General features: G+C 70.5%; 14 protein-coding genes. 2 read left to right on the forward strand and 12 right to left on the reverse strand.

Annotated elements, in window-relative coordinates; translation table 11 throughout:
• The 4 genes from C6Y14_RS40320 to C6Y14_RS40335 form a co-directional block, all read right to left on the reverse strand.
• On the reverse strand, nt 1–919 hold a 919-nt coding region (locus tag C6Y14_RS40320), incomplete at its 3' end, for an MFS transporter (RefSeq protein WP_159074405.1).
• Between the two features lie 466 nt (nt 920–1,385).
• Complete coding sequence (locus C6Y14_RS40325; RefSeq protein ID WP_199855038.1) at nt 1,386–5,327, reverse strand: AAA family ATPase; 3,942 nt, start codon at nt 5,325–5,327, stop codon at nt 1,386–1,388.
• A gap of 236 nt (nt 5,328–5,563) precedes the next feature.
• Entirely contained in the window at nt 5,564–5,767 is a 204-nt protein-coding gene (locus tag C6Y14_RS40330) for a hypothetical protein (RefSeq protein WP_107021972.1), read from the reverse strand.
• Nucleotides 5,768–6,161: 394 nt separating this feature from the next.
• Entirely contained in the window at nt 6,162–6,443 is a 282-nt protein-coding gene (locus C6Y14_RS40335; RefSeq protein ID WP_107021912.1) for an acylphosphatase, read from the reverse strand.
• A gap of 131 nt (nt 6,444–6,574) precedes the next feature.
• Between C6Y14_RS40335 and C6Y14_RS40340 the strand changes: the two genes are divergently transcribed.
• Nucleotides 6,575–7,753 (forward strand): CAP domain-containing protein, encoded by a 1,179-nt coding sequence (locus C6Y14_RS40340; protein ID WP_107021913.1) that lies wholly within the window; start codon nt 6,575–6,577, stop codon nt 7,751–7,753.
• Between the two features lie 103 nt (nt 7,754–7,856).
• The gene (locus tag C6Y14_RS40345) at nt 7,857–8,261 is read left to right on the forward strand and encodes a winged helix-turn-helix transcriptional regulator (RefSeq protein ID WP_107021914.1); all 405 of its coding nucleotides are present in this window, start codon (nt 7,857–7,859) and stop codon (nt 8,259–8,261) included.
• Here C6Y14_RS40345 and mutM read toward each other — a convergent pair.
• From mutM to recG, 8 genes are all read right to left on the reverse strand, one after another.
• Nucleotides 8,234–9,094, reverse strand: coding sequence for a bifunctional DNA-formamidopyrimidine glycosylase/DNA-(apurinic or apyrimidinic site) lyase (mutM, locus tag C6Y14_RS40350; protein ID WP_107021915.1), 861 nt, complete (start codon nt 9,092–9,094; stop codon nt 8,234–8,236). The two genes, C6Y14_RS40345 and mutM, sit on opposite strands and share 28 nt — an antisense overlap.
• 264 nt (nt 9,095–9,358) lie before the next feature.
• Nucleotides 9,359–10,234: a ribonuclease III gene (gene rnc / locus C6Y14_RS40355; protein ID WP_225891523.1), complete on the reverse strand. Its 876-nt coding sequence runs from the start codon at nt 10,232–10,234 to the stop codon at nt 9,359–9,361.
• A gap of 7 nt (nt 10,235–10,241) precedes the next feature.
• On the reverse strand, nt 10,242–10,415 hold the full coding sequence (gene rpmF / locus C6Y14_RS40360) for a 50S ribosomal protein L32 (protein WP_006139588.1): 174 nt from the start codon (nt 10,413–10,415) through the stop codon (nt 10,242–10,244).
• A gap of 2 nt (nt 10,416–10,417) precedes the next feature.
• Nucleotides 10,418–11,071, reverse strand: coding sequence for a YceD family protein (locus C6Y14_RS40365; protein WP_107021916.1), 654 nt, complete (start codon nt 11,069–11,071; stop codon nt 10,418–10,420).
• 160 nt (nt 11,072–11,231) lie between these two features.
• A complete protein-coding gene (locus tag C6Y14_RS40370; RefSeq protein WP_107021917.1) occupies nt 11,232–12,335 on the reverse strand; it encodes an ATP synthase F0 subunit B in 1,104 nt (367 codons plus the stop codon).
• Nucleotides 12,336–12,428: 93 nt separating this feature from the next.
• Complete coding sequence (coaD, locus tag C6Y14_RS40375) at nt 12,429–12,908, reverse strand: pantetheine-phosphate adenylyltransferase (protein WP_199855041.1); 480 nt, start codon at nt 12,906–12,908, stop codon at nt 12,429–12,431.
• A 26-nt stretch (nt 12,909–12,934) separates the two neighbouring features.
• Complete coding sequence (rsmD, locus tag C6Y14_RS40380) at nt 12,935–13,522, reverse strand: 16S rRNA (guanine(966)-N(2))-methyltransferase RsmD (protein WP_107021919.1); 588 nt, start codon at nt 13,520–13,522, stop codon at nt 12,935–12,937.
• Between the two features lie 368 nt (nt 13,523–13,890).
• Nucleotides 13,891–16,101, reverse strand: a complete 2,211-nt coding sequence (gene recG / locus C6Y14_RS40385) for an ATP-dependent DNA helicase RecG (protein ID WP_107021920.1) — start codon at nt 16,099–16,101, stop codon at nt 13,891–13,893.
• Nucleotides 16,102–16,166 lie beyond the last annotated feature (65 nt).

Consider the following 16,166-nt stretch of genomic DNA (forward strand, 5'->3'; position numbering starts at 1 on the left):
TCGGGTCGACGCCCACCGACTGCCACAGCGTGGAGGAGTAGTAGAACGCCACGTTGATGCCGACGAACTGCTGGAACACCGACAGGCCGATACCGATCCACACGATCGGCTTGAAGAAGAACGTGCCGCCCAGCAGGTCCTTGAAGGACGACTTGTGCTCGCTCTTCATGGCGTGCTCGATCTCGGCGACGCGGGCGTCCAGGTCGATGTCGCCCTCGACCTCCCGCAGCACCTCACGGGCCCGCTTGTCACGGCCCGCGGAGATCAGGAAACGCGGTGACTCGGGGATCGCGAAGGACAGCAGCCCGTAGATGACGGCCGGGATGACCATCACGCCGAGCATGACCTGCCAGGCCTCCAGGCCCATCACCTTGCCGCGCTGGTCGCCGTCGGCGGCATTGAGGATGCCCCAGTTGACCAGCTGCGAGATCGCGATGCCGATGACGATCGCGGCCTGCTGGAACGAGCCGAGCCGCCCGCGGTAGGCGGCCGGGGACACCTCGGCGATGTAGGCCGGGCCGATGACCGAGGCCATCCCGATCGCGAACCCGCCGACGATCCGCCACAACGCCAGGTCCCACAGGGCGAAGGGCAGCGCCGAACCGACCGCGCTGACGGTGAACAGCACCGCCGAGATCTGCATACAGCGGATCCGGCCGATCCGGTCCGCGATCCGGCCCGCGGTGGCCGCGCCGATCGCACAGCCGATCAAAGCGATCGCGATGACCTGGGCCAAAGCCGCGGAACCGACCTCGTACCGGTCACGGATGGCCTCGACGGCCCCGTTGATCACGGCACTGTCGTACCCGAAGAGGAAACCGCCCATCGCGGCCGCGGCCGCGATGAAGATGACATGCCCGAGATGCTCGGGAGGAGCCGGACGGGCTCCCGACTGGGGTGGCTGCGCTGTGCTGGTCACGTGTAACTCCTCGGGCCACCGGCCTCACTGCCGGGGGTGGGGGCGAGCCCTTCCGGACGGTGTCTCCAGTGGCGCACACGTTTACGCCACCCACCACCTGAAGGTAAAAGCAACGAAGCAGAGACTATGCCTTCAAGTTTCGAAGTCAACACAGGGTCCGGTGTAGAGAGGGCAACGAGAAACCACCCAATGTGACGGAACAGTGTTCAAGACTTGAAGAGACAGGGGCTGCGTAGCTACGGATACCCCGTAAGCGGCGTGGGGAACGCCACAACCGCCGTCGGTCGCGTACGGCTGTTCCCTGGCGCCCGGAACGGCCGGTACCGCCGTTCGGGCGAGGACCGACGCGGGGCCGGCTTGGGCGCGGGCGCCGACCGGCCCCGCGTAGGTGCCGGTCGAGACGCCGGCGCTCGCCCAGGCGCGAGTGCCGACCGGGGCGCGGCTGCCGGCAGGGGCGTGGTCGGCGTCAGCGCAGTCGTTGGCTGATGACCTTCGACACGCCGTCGCCCTGCATGGAGACGCCGTACAGCGCGTCGGCGACCTCCATCGTCCGCTTCTGGTGCGTGATCACGATCAGCTGCGAGGCCTCCTGCAGCTCCCGCATGATCCCGATCAGCCGCTGCAGATTGGTGTCGTCGAGCGCCGCCTCGACCTCGTCCATCACATAGAACGGGCTCGGCCGGGCCTTGAAGATCGCCACGAGCATCGCGACGGCGGTCAGCGACCGCTCGCCACCCGACAGCAGCGAGAGCCGCTTGACCTTCTTGCCCGGGGGCCTCGCCTCGACATCGACGCCCGTGGTGAGCATGTTGTCGGGATCGGTCAGGATCAGCCTGCCGTCACCGCCCGGGAACAGCCGACCGAAGACCCCCTCGAACTCCCGAGCCGTGTCCCGGAACGCCTCGGTGAAGACCTGCTCGACCCGCTCGTCGACCTCCTTCACCACCTGGAGGAGGTCGATGCGCGTCTTCTTCAGGTCCTCCAGCTGCTCGCTGAGGAACTTGTGGCGTTCCTCCAGCGCGGCGAACTCCTCCAGCGCGAGCGGATTGACCTTCCCGAGCTGCTGGTAGGCCCGCTCGGCCGCCTTGAGCCGCTTCTCCTGCTCGGACCGGTGGAAGGGGCGCGGCTGGTTCCGCGGATGCTCCGGGTCGTCCGGCAGCTCCTCGCCCTCGGCGGGCAGGGAGGGCGGGACGAGCTGGGTGGGCCCGAAGTCCGCGACGAGCCCCGCCGGTTCGACGCCCAGCTCCTCCAGCGCCTTCGCCTCCAGCTGCTCGATCCGCAGCCGTTTCTCGGCCCCGAGCACCTCACCGCGGTGCACCGAGTCCGTGAGCTTGTCCAGCTCGGCCTTGAGATCGCGGCCCTGGTTCCGGGCGACGACGAGATCCTGCTCCCGGCGCGCCTTGGCGCTCTCCGCGGCTGTCCGCTCCTCGTCCGCCCGGCCGAGGGAGACCTCGACGTGGGCGAGCAGCTGCCGGGCGCCGGAGGCGACCGCCCCGGCCACCGCGGCCTCGTGCCGCAGCCGCGCCCGGCGCTGCTCGGCGCGGGCCCGTGCCTCGCGTTCGGCGCGCGCGGCCCGGTCGAGCGAGTCGGCCCGCCCGGCGAGCCCCTTGACCCGTTCCTCGTGCGTACGCACCTGGAGCCGGGCCTCCATCTCGGTCTGCCGCGCGTTGGCCCCGTCGGCCGCGAGCCGGTCCCGTACGGAGGTGTCGGGTTCCTCCTCGACCGGCATCTCCTCGGCGACGACGAGCCGTTCGGCCAGCTCCTCCGCCTCCTCCAGGGCCCGGTCGAGGGCTTCCTGCGCACGGGCGGCCGCGGCGGTGCTCCGCTCGGCCTCCCCCACGGCACCCCGCGCCTGCCCGGCCAGCCGCCCGAGCTGCTGCGCGACCTGGGACCTCTCCCGCTCCCCGGCGCGCCGCCGCTCACCCAACTCCTCGACGAGCGCGGTCCGTTCCTTGCGCAGCTCGGTGGCGTGCTGCTGGGCCGCGCTCAGCTCCTCGCACAGCACGCCCAGCTCCTCCAGTTCGGCCGCCGCCTCGTCGACCGACGCCTGCACTTCGAGCAGGCTGGGCGCCCCGGCGGAACCGCCCTGCGCGAAGTGCGCCCCGAGCAGATCCCCCTCGGCGGTCACGGCGGTCAGTTCGGGCCGCGCGTAGACCAGATCCTCGGCGTCCTCCAGGGTCCCCACCACGACGATCCCCCGCAGCAGCCGCCGCACGGCAGGCATGAGTTCGGAGGACGCTCGGACGAGATCGGCGGCGTACGGGAGGTTGCCGGGGGGCGTCTCGGGGCGTCGGTGACCGGTGCCGAGGGAGTCGGCGTGGCGGGCCGGGTCGCCGGACTCGGCGGCAGCTCCCGACTCGGCACGGCCGCCGAAGTCCCCCGTACTCCCGGTACCCCCGTCGTCGTCGCTGCCGGTGCCGGTGCCTGTGCCTGTGCCTGTGCCTGTGCCTGTGCGGACAGGATCCGGGACCGCCCCGGCGGACCGTTCACCGGCCCGCCCGTCCGCCCGGTTCCTCGGCCGGTTCCCTTCCCGGTCCCCGCCGTCGGCGGCATCGCCCGTCACGGACGTGCCGCCCGGGGCCGTCACGGGCCGGGGATCTCCGGTCGCGACGGCCGCCGCCCCCCAAGTGACCGTCGGCTCCCGGGTGACCGTCGCCCCCGGGGTGACCGTCGGCTCCGGGGTGTCCGGCGTCCCCGCCAGCAGCAGCGCCGCCCGGCCCGCGTCCTGTTTGCGGAGCAGGCGGATGGCTTCGGCCGCAGAGGCGGGCGTGGTCACCGCGATCGCGTCCGCCGCCGCGCCGAAGGCCGCCGCCAGGGCGACCTCGTGGCCCGGGGCGACCGTGAGCAGTTCGGCGGCGGGGCCGAGCAGCCCCGACAGCCGGTCCTTCGCCGCGAGCAGCGCCCCCGTGCCGTCCTTGCGGCGCAGACCGAGGGCGAGCGCGTCGCGCCGGGCCTGGGTGGCCGCGCGCCTGCGTTCGGCGGAGGTGGCCGCCTCACGGGCCGCAGTCAGCGCGGACTCGGCGTCGGCGAGGGCCCTCCTGGCCGCCTCGTGCTGTGACGCGAGTTCCTCGTCACCCGCGTCCAGCCCGTCGACCTCCGCCTTGAGCTGCTCGTACTCCTCCTGCGCGGCGACCGCGCGGTCCTGTGCCTCGTCGCGGGCGGCGGCGAGCCGGTCGATCTCGGACTGGGCGGAGGCGGCACGCGATCGGGCCGCGTTGACCTGACCGCTCAGCCGGGCCAGCCCCTCGCGGCGGTCGGCGATGGCCCGGGCCACGTCCTTCAGCCGCCGTTCCTCAACCGCCAGTTCACGCTCCAGGTCGGCCCGGTGGGCGACCGTGTCCTCCAGGGCGTGCTCGGCCGCCTCCAGGGCAGCTTCGAGTTCGGCCTCCTGCTCCCGTACCCGCGCGGCCTCGCGTTCCATGTCCTCGGGGTCGCGTCCGCGCCGCTCCTCGGGCGGCTGGGCGGTGGCGCTCTTCACCCGGGCGTCCGCGAGCGAGACCGTGCCGCGCACCCGCTCGGCCAGCTGCGACAGCTCGTACCAGGTCTGCTGGGCCCGCTGCAGGCGCGGGGCGAGCCGCCGCACCTCGTCCTCCAGCGTCGCCTCGCGCTGGAGGGCCCTGCGCAGCTCGGCCTCGGCGGCCTCCTTGCGCTCCTTGAGCGCGGCCTCGTCGGCGACCTCGGCCTGGAGCGCCCCACGCAGCCGTACGAGGTCGTCGGCGAGCAGCCTCAGCCGGGCGTCCCGGAGGTCGGCCTGGATGACGGCGGCCCGGCGCGCGACGGCGGCCTGCCGGCCGAGCGGCTTCAACTGCCGCCGCAGCTCGTCGGTGAGGTCCTGCACGCGCGCGAGGTTGGCCTGCATCGCGTCCAGCTTCCGCAGCGCCTTCTCCTTGCGCTTGCGGTGCTTGAGGACGCCCGCGGCCTCCTCGATGAAGGCGCGGCGGCCCATCGGATCGGCGTGCAGGACGGAGTCGAGCTGGCCCTGTCCGACGATGACATGCATCTCACGGCCGATGCCGGAGTCGGACAACAGCTCCTGGATGTCCAGCAGCCGGCAGGTGTCGCCGTTGATCTGGTACTCGCTGCCGCCGTTGCGGAACATGATCCGCGTGATGGTGACCTCGGCGTACTCGATGGGCAGTGCGCCGTCGGAGTTGTCGATCGTCAGCGAGACCTCTGCGCGGCCGAGCGGGGGCCGCCCCGTGGTGCCGGCGAAGATGACGTCCTCCATCTTGCCGCCGCGCAGCGACTTGGCGCCCTGCTCCCCCATGACCCAGCTCAGGGCGTCCACGACGTTGGACTTGCCGGAGCCGTTGGGTCCCACGACGCAGGTGATGCCCGGCTCGAACCGCAGCGTGGTGGCCGAGGCGAACGATTTGAACCCGCGGAGAGTCAGAGCCTTGAGGTGCACGCAGCCGGACTTTACCTTCCGGGTCCGTCGAACTGGTCGGTCTCACTCCACGAACGCTCGGTTTCACCCATGAACGTGCAGGGCACATCAGACGTTGAAGAGGGTGAACAGCGGACGATGAGCAATGGGGCACCGGGGGAAAGAAAGAAGGGACGCCGAAGCGTCCCTTGCAACTCTGTTAGCGGCTGACATATGCAGCCTGTTCACTGGTGGTGGTGATGGGTGCTCTTCAGCGATCAGGTGAGCGCAGGCTCCGCCTGGGGTACGTCGATGCTTTCGAGAAGCGAGTCGTGAGAAGCGGCAGCCGCGAGCGCGTCGTTCTCGGCCTGGATTCGTCCGAGCTCGGATTCCAGGTCCTGGACGCGCTGCTGGAGCCGTCGCATCTCGGCAATGAGTCGCGGGTCGGAGCCGCCGACGTAACCGAGAAGCGCCTTTGCCATGATGGATGGTCCTCCACACTGAGTGACCGACCGAAGCGGTGTGGGTCGTGAGGGAATCGCACCCGCGATGCTTGGCGATCTTGTGTTCTTACTGCCGCTCTTACATGCCAAACAGCTAAGGTGCGCGGGGACTTTCAGCGTCTCACCAAAAAGTTTGACGGTCAACACGATCACGCCCCGTATTGGCGGGCGACCCTCGGCGCGCGGCCTCGGAACGGGCGGCGCGGCCTCTGTGTCGGGGCCCCTGGGGCGTGGAGATCATCCTTGTCGGCGGAGCCTGCCACGAGTGGCGGTTTCTTGGCAACCACCTGGTGCTTTCTCCCCGGGACGGGTACCCGGCGCACGCCCCGCGCTCACGTGGAAGTGGGCCCAGACCGCCGCCGCGGAGTGGATCTCACCGGATAGCGAAGCCGTCGTAACCGCCACGGGGCGTGTCCCAGATCTCAGTGACTCCGTCGACCCTGCCCGGCGTGTCGTCTCCCGTGAGCCACTCCAGCAACCCCTGACACCCCTCACGGGGGCCCTCCGCGACCACCTGGACCCGTCCGTCCTCCAAATTGAGAGCAAAACCACTCAGGCCGCCGATCTCCAGGGCCCTGGCTCGCGTGTACCAGCGGAAACCCACGCCTTGCACGCGCCCGCGTACCCACGCAACCAGCCTCGTATGCTCACTCATGGCTGCACGCTAACCGGCCAATTGCTCTCGGAGCACTTCCTCCCCTTGCGCCATGGGGTACCGTCCCGACCCAATGAGCCTCACTCGTTCGGGTGAGGAACGTTGACCGCAAGGATGAGGAAGGCCAGGAGATGGGACGCCACCGACGCTCCGCCGCCGGCCGCGCCGCCACAGGCCGCGCCACCGGGGTCACAGATACGTACGAGACGTACACGGGCGGCCACGCGACGGATGACGCGAGCCACTTCGCCGCCCTCGGCGACCACCCGAGCCTGAGCGACTACCCGAGCTTGGGCGACTACGCCACCGCGGGCGACCACCGCACCGCCGGGGACTACCTGACGGGCGGCCCGTACTCGACCGCCGGAATGTACGACTCCCCGGGCGGCATCCACGAGACGGGCGACCTCTACTCGAAGAGCGACGCCTACCTCTTCACCGACGACGAGCCCGCCGGCCACGCGTCGGGCGACTACACACCCGACCGGGGTGCCCGGCGAGGCGGCCAGCGCCGCCGCAGGAAGGGCGCGACGCCCGTACGCACCGGTCTGCTCGGTGTCTCGGCCGCCGTGGCCATGGGTGCCGTCGCCGTCGCCTCCGGGGTGATACCCGGCAGCGACTCCCTGTCCATCGGCGGCGGCTCGGACAAGGTCCGTGCCCAGGACACCCCGACCGACGTGGAGACCCAGGGCGGCACGAACGGTTCCGCGGACGACCGCGTGGACCCGGGCACGAGCCGTGACCTGGAACGCTCCCCCTCCTCTCCTTCGGTCTCGCCGACGAAGGCTCCGGAGAAGGCCGCGAAGAAGCCCTCCGCGAAGCCGTCGACGAAGGCTCCGGCCACCGAGGAGTCGAAGACGGAGGAGCCCGCCGCGAAGGCTCCGGCGACGAATGCCCCCGCCGAGACCACACCGTCGAAGGCAGCCTCCACGCCGTCCACGGCCGAGGCCGCGGTCCTCTCCCTGGTCAACGACGAGCGGGCCAAGGCGGGCTGCAGCCCGGTGACCGCGTCCAGCTCGCTGGCCGCGCTGGCCGAGTCCTTCAGCGAGGACATGGCCGCACGGGACTTCTTCGACCACACGGATCCGGACGGGGCCTCCCCCTGGGACCGGGCGGAAAAGCTCGGCATAGCGAACCTCGGCGGCGAGAACATCGCCCGCGGCCAGGCCGACGCCGCCGCGGTGATGGAAGCCTGGATGAACAGCCCCGGCCACCGCGCGAACATCCTGAACTGCGACTTCAAGACCCTCGGCGTCGGCGCGCACTTCGCGTCGGGCGGCCCGTGGTGGACGCAGGACTTCGGCTACTAGCCGGACCGTACGGAAGCGGGAAGCAGGCGCTAACTTCTGGTTAGCGCCTGCTTCTGGTTAGTGCCCACTTCTGGTGAGCGCTGCATCGGAGTACGCTCACCGCGTGGACCTCACCGAGACGCCTGACCTCGCGTACGACGTGTTCTCCAAGGCATGCCCCTCCCGGGGCACCCTTGAGCACGTCACGGGGCGCTGGGGCGCACTCACGCTGGGGGCGCTGGCAGCACTGCCCGAGGCCGAGGGATCACTGCGCTTCAACGAACTGCGCCGGCGCGTCGACGGCGTGAGCGAGAAGATGCTCTCCCAGACCCTGCACGCGCTGGAGCGCGACGGGCTGGTGCACCGGGACGCACAGCCGACGAACCCACCGAGGGTGGACTACGAGCTGACGCCGCTGGGCCGCGAGGTCGCCGGACGGCTGCTGGCCCTCATCCACCTCGTGGAGGGGCGTATGGACGAGGTGCTGGAGGCCCGCGAGCGCTACGACACCGCGCGCGGCGGACGCTGACAGCGCGGACAGAAGTAGCTGGACCGGTTCATCCACGGCCTGCGCCGCATCACGGTGCCACAGCGTCGGCACGGCTCGCCCTCACGCCCGTACGCGTCGAGTGAACGGTCGAAATAGCCCGACTCGCCGTTCACGTTGACGTAGAGACTGTCGAAGCTGGTGCCGCCGACGGCGAGCGCCGCGTTCATCACATCGCGTACGTGGCCCAGGAGTTCGGCCGTGCGCGGGCGCGTGAACCCGGTCGTGGGGCGCTCGTAGTGGAGCCGCGCGCGCCAGAGGGCCTCGTCCGCGTAGATGTTGCCGACTCCGCTGATCAACGACTGGTCGAGCAGGGCGCGTTTGACGGTCGTGCGCCGGCGCCGCAGCGCCTCGTGGAACGCGTCGTCGTCGAACAACGGGTCCAGGGGGTCGCGCGCGATGTGCGCGATGACGTCGGGGAGTCCGTCGGGCGAGGTCTCGTGCAGGGAGAGACCGCCGAAGGTGCGCTGGTCGACGAAGCGGAGTTCCGTGCCGAGGGCGTCCTCGAACCGGACGCGGATGCGCAGGTGCTTCTCGTCGGTCGCGTCCTGCGGCTGGACGAGAAGCTGGCCGCTCATGCCGAGGTGGGCGAGGACGGCGGTCGCGGAGTCCGCGAGCGGCAGCCAGAGGTATTTGCCGCGGCGCTGGGCCAGTCCGATGCGGTGGCCCTTGAGGCGGGCGCCGAAGTCCTCGCCGCCGGCGATGTGGCGGCGGACGGCTCGGGGGTGCAGGACGCTGGTGTCCGCGACGATTCGGCCGCTCACCCAGCGTTCGAGGCCTCGCCGTACGACCTCGACCTCGGGCAGTTCTGGCACGGGCTCCTCCGGAGGGGGGCGGTTCCATGTTCGGGTGCGGGTGGTGTTCGAGTGCGGGTGGGTGAGGGCTGGTCGCGCCGTTCCCCGCGCCCCTTGGGGGCTGCGCCCCCCTCAAGACAAAAGATTGCGCCGTTCCCCGCGCCCCTGGGGGGGGCGAAGGTCAAAGATTGCGCCGTTCCCCGCGCCCCTGGACCGCGCCCCTGGAAGCGAAGGAGAAAAGACTTCGCCCGCCCCCGTTGGTCGGGGGCGGGCAAAGGCTTGGGGTCAGGCTGAGGCCGGGTCGGTCGTGGGTGGGGAGGAGGCGGCGGGCGGCTCCTCCGTGACCTCGACCGTCGGGGCCTCCGGTTCGGCGGTGGCGGCTGCCGCGGCACGCTCGTCCGCGGCGGCGCGGATGGCCCGCCAGGCGGACTCCGCGGCCTGCTGCTCCGCCTCCTTCTTGCTGCGGCCGGTGCCGGTGCCGTACGAGACGCCTCCGACGCGGGCAGCAGCAGTGAAGGTCTTCTCATGATCGGGGCCGGTCTCGGTGACCAGGTACTCGGGAACCCCGAGCCCCTCGGTCGCCGTGAGTTCCTGGAGACTGGTCTTCCAGTCCAGGCCCGCACCCAGATTCGAGGATTTCTCGATCAGGGGATCGAAGAGACGGTGGACGAGTTCGCCCGCCGCACCCAGACCCTGGTCGAGATAGACAGCGCCGATCACCGCTTCAAGGGTGTCGGCGAGGATGGAAGCCTTGTCCCGGCCACCTGTGCCCTCTTCGCCCCGGCCGAGCCGGATGAAGGAGCCGAGGTCGAGCTCACGGCCCACCTCCGCAAGCGCACGCGAGTTGACCACCGCGGCCCGCAACTTGGCCAGCTGGCCTTCGGGCAGGTCGGGGTGGGTCGTGTACAGCGTGTCCGTGACCACGAGGCCGAGCACGGAGTCCCCGAGGAACTCCAGACGCTCGTTGGTCGGCAGACCGCCGTTCTCGTACGCGTACGAACGGTGGGTCAGTGCACGCACCAGAAGGGCGGACTCAAGTTTGTACCCGAGCCGCCCTTCCAGAAGGGTGTGGGACGAGGCTGTGTTCTCCGCCTTTTTCTTGGCGCTGACTTCCGCCTTGGCGTCGTCCGCCTTCTTGGGGCTAGACACAGTGCCTCTCACCAGCCGCTCAGACCTCGAGGACCTGGCGCTTGTTGTAGGTGCCACAAGCAGGGCACGCGATGTGCTGCAGCTTGGGCTCGTGGCAGCGCTCGCACGCAACCAGGGTGGGGACCGCAGCCTTCCACTGCGACCGGCGGTGGCGCGTGTTGCTGCGCGACATCTTCCGCTTCGGAACAGCCACGGCTACTTCTCCTGCTTCTCGTCGGCGGGCGCTGATGGAAGCGCGCCGCCGGCCAACTCGTCCTTCTCGCCATCTTCGAGTGAACCGGCGAGTCCCTGCAGTGCCGCCCAACGGATGTCGACGGCGTCATGATGGTGGTCCGGGTCGTCCGCGAGCCGGGCTCCACACTGGGAGCACAGGCCCGGGCAGTCGTCCTGGCACACCGGCTGCATCGGCAGTGCGAGCACCACCGCATCACGCAGCACGGGTTCGAGGTCGAACAAACCGTCCTCGATGAAGAGCGTGTCCTCGTCGTCCTCGGCGTCGTCGGCCGGCTCCGCTTTCACACGGCCCCGGTCGTCGGCGTCAGGGTACGAGAACATCTCCTGGAAATCCGTTTCGAGCTGCTGCTCGACCGGCTCCAGACACCTTACGCACTCCCCCTTGGCCAGTGCATGGGCGGTGCCTGTGACAAGCACCCCTTCCATGACCGACTCCAGACGGAGGTCGAGTTTCACCGGGGCGCCTTCCGGCACTCCGATGACTCCCTGCAGACCGAGGTCCTTGGGAGCGTCGATCTCACGGGTCAGGCGCTGCAGCGCACCGGGACGCCGCCCCAGCTCGTGTGTGTCGAACACGAGAGGGTTGCGGTGGTCGAGGCGGGCGTTCAGAGCCATTCCTGCTTTCGATCTCGAAACTCGGGGTGCTGCCCTCGGTGATTCCCGGGCAGCGGTGATCGCGGACGTGCACACGACCGAAGAGCCAGGATACTGGACCTTTCGCTCACGGCCCAATCCGGTGCCCGTACCCCTCCCGTGGCCCTCGCCGGGCCTCCGGTCAGCGCCCCTGTTCGTACGCCCGCAGCTGCTCCGCGCTGATCATGGTGGTGTCGAAGAGACTGGTCTCGTCGAGCGCGTTCTCCTGCGGCTGGGGCGTCTGGGGAGCCTGGGCGTACGCCTGCTGCTGTCCGCCCTGGTCGTACGCGCTCTGCTGGGCCTGCTGGTCGTACCCCTGCTGCGGGTAGGCGGCGTACGGGTCGGCGTTCTGCTGGTAGCCGTACCCGTCGTGCTGCGCGTACTGCTGTTGCTGGTAGCCGTACGGGTCGGCGGGCTGCTGCTGGTAGGCGTACGCGTCCTGCTGCCCGTACTGCTGCTGGTGGGGCACCTCCGCCGGGGGCCGGGGCTGGTCGGCGGCCCGGGGCCTGGCGGCCTGCTCGGGGATCTCCGCGAGGCCGTCCAGGTACTCGGCGTCGGTGGTGTGCTGCCCGGTCGTCCCGTCCTCGCCGAAGGCGCCCAGGTCGCCCAGGTCGTCGCTGGCGATCCGGCCGTGCAGCTTCTGCCGGCCGCGGCCGACGGCGTCCAGGGTCTTGGCGAGGACGGCCTCGAAGGCGCCGAGCTTGACGTCGACGTACTGGTCGGCGTTGTGGCGCAGGGTCTCCGGGTCGAGGCTGCGCTCGGGGGCGTCCTCGTCCTCGTACCCCTGCTCGTCGGTGCCGGGGCCGGTGCCCAGCAGCTTCTCGCGGCCGCGGCCCACCGAGCCGAGGGTCTTGGTGAGGACGACCTCGAAGTTGGCGAGCTTGGAGTCGACGTACTCGTCCGCCTCGGCGCGGACCTCCTCGGCCTCCTTGCGGGCCTCGGCCAGGATGCGGTCGGCCTCGTTCTGCGAGCGGCGGGCGACCTCGGTGTCGGAGATCAGCGAGCCGCGCTCGGCGTGCGCTGACTCGACGATCCGCTCGGCCTCAAGACGGGCCTGCTCGACCATCTGCTCGCGGCCGCCGATCAGTTCCTCGGCCTGGGCGAGAGAGCCGGGCAGCGCCTGGCGTACCTCTTCGAGCAGGGAGAGCAGCTCGGCGCGGTTGACCACGCACGAGGCCGACATGGGCATCGAGCGGGCGTTGCCGACCGTCGAGACGATCTCATCGAGCTTCTTCTGCACGTCCACCGTGTGCTCGCCACTCTCTACAACCGTGATGGAGACGGACGGTTCGACTGTACGACCACTCCCGCCCCGTCCGACACCGGATGCCGGACTTGCTCAGTCCGTCTTGAGACGTTCCGTCAGGGCCCCGAGGACCAGCGGCGGGACCAGGTGGGAGACGTCTCCGCCCCAGGTCGCGACCTCCTTGACCAGCGAGGAGGAGAGGAAGCTGTAGGTGGGGTTGGTCGGCACGAAGAGGGTCTCGACGCCGGACAGACCGTTGTTCATCTGGGCCATCTGCAACTCGTAGTCGAAGTCACTGACCGCGCGCAGGCCCTTCACGATGGCCGGGATGTCGCGCTCCTTGCAGAAGTCGACGAGGAGGCCGTGGAAGGACTCCACCTCGACGTTCCCGAACTCCGCCGTGACCTGGCGGATCAGGTCGATGCGCTCCTCGATCTCGAAGAGGCCCTTCTTGGACTGGTTGATCATCACCGCGACGTGCACGACGTCGTACAGCTTGGAGGCTCTGGCGATGATGTCGAGATGTCCGTTGGTAATCGGGTCGAACGACCCGGGACAGACGGCGCGGCGCACTTCAGATCCCTCGCTCTCCGGTCCGGTCATCGTGCGTCTTCGCACGTAGAGGCGGCGCGACCGTACCAAAACGTTCCCTCGCCGTAGCGACGGGAGCGCAGGGCCTCGAAGCCGTCCGGCCATCGGAATTCGCCGCCTCTTGTACTGCGTTCAACGGTGACGAGCGCATCGTCCGCGAGCCAGCCCCCCGCACGGAGTGTGAGCAGGATCTCGCGAAGATCGTCGTCCGTGACCGCGTACGGCGGATCGAGGAACACCAGGTCGTACGGGGCCTCCGGGGCGGCGGTGCGGACGATCTGTTCCGCCTTGCCGGACCTCACCTCGGCGCCGGGCAGGCCGAGTGTCTGCACGTTCTCGCGGATCGTGCGGGTGGCGCGGGCGTCGGCCTCCACGAGCAGGGTGTGGCCTGCGCCGCGGCTCAGCGCCTCCAGGCCGATGGCGCCCGAGCCGGCGTACAGGTCAAGGACGCGGTCGCCGTCCAGGGGGCCGCCGAGCAGGGACTGCCAGGTGGAGAAGAGGCCCTCGCGGGCGCGGTCGGAGGTGGGTCTTGTGCCGGTGCCTGGCGGGACCGCGAGGCGTCTGCCGCCCGCGACGCCTGCGATCACGCGGGTCATGTGGGGTCCTTGTCGGCGTTACCGGCCGCCTTGCCGGAGGGGGTGGTCACGGGATCAGTCTGGCAGGTGGGGGGTCCTTCGCACGGTGGGCGGGTGCGGGTCCGGTGGGGGCTGGTCGCGCAGTTCCCCGCGCCCCCGGGAGGCGGGGCTGCGCCCCTGCCCTCGGGGTCCTTCGTCGGGTGCGGGCCGGTGAGGGCCGAGCGCGCCGTTCCCCGCGCCCCTGAAAAGCCGGCTTCGCCGTGCCTTTCATCTCGGCGGCTGGGAAGCGGGGCTGCGCCTCTGCATTTAAGCCCGTCCGGCGTTTGAGGACGAGGCCGTTCAGGCCGATGCGGGGGTCTGGGGGCGCAGCCCCCAGGGGAAGGCGGCTCTCAGCCTTTGTCCAGGTACTGCTCTCTTTCGTCGTCCAGCAGGGCCTGGAGCGCCGTGCGCAGGCCGGGGAGGTGCGTGAGGTCCGGGTCGGCGGACACCACCGCCGTCGCCTCCTCGCGGGCCTCGGCGATGATGTCCTCGTCGTCGATGACCGTGAGCATCCGCAGGGACGTGCGGGCCCCGGACTGGGCCTGGCCCAGGACATCGCCCTCGCGCCGCTGTTCGAGGTCGATGCGGGAGAGCTCGAAGCCGTCGAGCGTGGACGCCACCGAGGTCAGCCGCTGGCGGGCCGGGCTCGCCTCCGGCATCTCGGTGACGAGCAGGCACAGGCCCGCGGCGGAACCACGCCCGACCCGGCCGCGCAGCTGGTGGAGCTGGGAGACGCCGAACCGGTCGGCGTCCATGATCACCATCGCGGTCGCGTTCGGCACGTTCACCCCGACCTCGATGACCGTCGTGGCGACCAGGACGTGCGTCTCCCCGGCGGCGAAGCGCCGCATCACGGCGTCCTTGTCGTCCGGGGGCATGCGGCCGTGCAGCACTTCGACCTTGAGTCCCTGGAGCGGGCCTCTGGCGAGCTGGTCGGCGACCTCCAGCACGGCGAGGGGCGGGCGCTTCTCGGCCTCGTCCTCGGGCGACGGTTTCTTCTTCGACTTCTTCGGGTCGTCGTCCTCGTCACCGATGCGGGGGCAGACCACGTACGCCTGGTGCCCGTTCGACACCTCCTCCCGCACGCGCTCCCACGCGCGCGAGAGGAAGTGGGGCTTGTCGGCGGCCGGGACGACATGGCTGGCGATGGGCGAGCGGCCGGCGGGGAGCTGGTCGAGGACCGAGGTGTCCAGGTCGCCGAAGACGGTCATGGCGACCGTGCGTGGGATGGGCGTGGCGGTCATCACCAGCAGGTGCGGGGGCTGCTTGCCCTTGCCGCGCAGGGCGTCGCGCTGTTCCACACCGAACCGGTGCTGTTCGTCCACCACGACCAGGCCCAGGTCGTGGAACTGCACCTTGTCCTCGATCAGCGCGTGCGTGCCGATGACGAGCCCTGCCTCGCCGGTGACCAGGTCGAGGAGCGCCTGCCGGCGGCCGGCCGCGCCCATGGAGCCGGTGAGCAGCACGACCTTGGTGGAGTCCTCGGCCCCGCCGAGCATGCCGCCCTCGGCCAGCTCCCCCATCATCTCGGTGATCGACCGGTGGTGCTGCTGGGCGAGCACCTCGGTGGGGGCGAGCATCGCGGCCTGTCCGCCCGCGTCGACCACGGCGAGCATGGCGCGCAGGGCCACCATCGTCTTCCCGGAACCCACCTCCCCCTGGAGCAGCCGGTGCATCGGGTGTTCCGTGGCGAGGTCGTCGAAGATTTCCTTGGAGACCTTCTGCTGGCCTTCCGTGAGCGTGAAGGGGAGCTTCGCGTCGAAGGCGGTCAGCAGGCCGTCCTGCTGGGGTTTCCTTGCCACCGCGGGCAGTTGGGAGTCCGCGTGGCGGCGGCGGGCGAGGGCCACCTGGAGGACGAAGGCCTCGTCCCACTTGAGGCGGGCGCGGGCGTCCTCGATGTCCGCCTTGGTGTGCGGGCGGTGGATCTTGAGGAGAGCCTCCGGCAGGGAGACCAGGCCCCGGCCCTCCTGGAGCGGTTCCGGCAGCGGGTCGACGGCCTCCTGGACGCTCGGCAGCACCGTCTGCACCGCTTTGGCGATCTTCCAGGACTCCAGTTTGGCGGTGGCGGGGTAGAGCGGGATCAGTGCCCCGGCCCAGCTGTCCACGGCCTCGTCCGCGTCCTCGCCGCGCAGTGGCTCGTACGCCGGATGGGCCAGCTGGAGGCGGCGGTTGAAGACGGAGACCTTGCCCGAGAACAGCGCGCGGGTGCCGGGCAGGAGGTCCTTGTGGGGCTTGTGCACGCCGTTGCCGAAGAAGACCAGCTTGAGCTGGCCGCTGCCGTCCGTGATGGTCACTTCGAGGCGCTGGCCCTTGCCGCGGGGTGCCTTGGCCGAGGCGAACGTGAGCAGGCGGGCGTCGGCGACCTGGGCGACCACCGTCACGTGCTCGTCCATGGGCAGGTCGGCGAGGTGCGTGAGCTGCCCGCGCTCCTCGTATCTGCGCGGATAGTGGTGCAGCAGGTCACCGACGGTGTGCAGGCCGAGATGCTCGGCCATCACCTTCGCGGTGGCGGGTCCGAGCACCTTCTTCAGTGGTTCTTCGAGCGCGGGCACGAGATCCATTGCACACCACCCCACTGACAATGCCGTATACGTACCGGAAATCCCCTGGTCAGACGGCTCGTTCC

Origin of the sequence: Streptomyces dioscori (genome assembly GCF_003024195.1) — a bacterium.
Taxonomy (GTDB): domain Bacteria; phylum Actinomycetota; class Actinomycetes; order Streptomycetales; family Streptomycetaceae; genus Streptomyces; species Streptomyces dioscori.

Bases quoted from the DNA above. Each gene is read 5' to 3' on its own strand.
- C6Y14_RS40330 (WP_107021972.1), bottom strand. From the start codon at position 5,767: ATGGCAAAGGCGCTTCTCGGTTACGTCGGCGGCTCCGACCCGCGACTC.
- recG (WP_107021920.1), bottom strand. From the start codon at position 16,101: ATGGATCTCGTGCCCGCGCTCGAAGAACCACTGAAGAAGGTGCTCGGA.
- C6Y14_RS40340 (WP_107021913.1), top strand. From the start codon at position 6,575: ATGGGACGCCACCGACGCTCCGCCGCCGGCCGCGCCGCCACAGGCCGC.
- C6Y14_RS40335 (WP_107021912.1), bottom strand. From the start codon at position 6,443: ATGAGTGAGCATACGAGGCTGGTTGCGTGGGTACGCGGGCGCGTGCAA.
- rsmD (WP_107021919.1), bottom strand. From the start codon at position 13,522: ATGACCCGCGTGATCGCAGGCGTCGCGGGCGGCAGACGCCTCGCGGTC.
- C6Y14_RS40365 (WP_107021916.1), bottom strand. From the start codon at position 11,071: ATGGCTCTGAACGCCCGCCTCGACCACCGCAACCCTCTCGTGTTCGAC.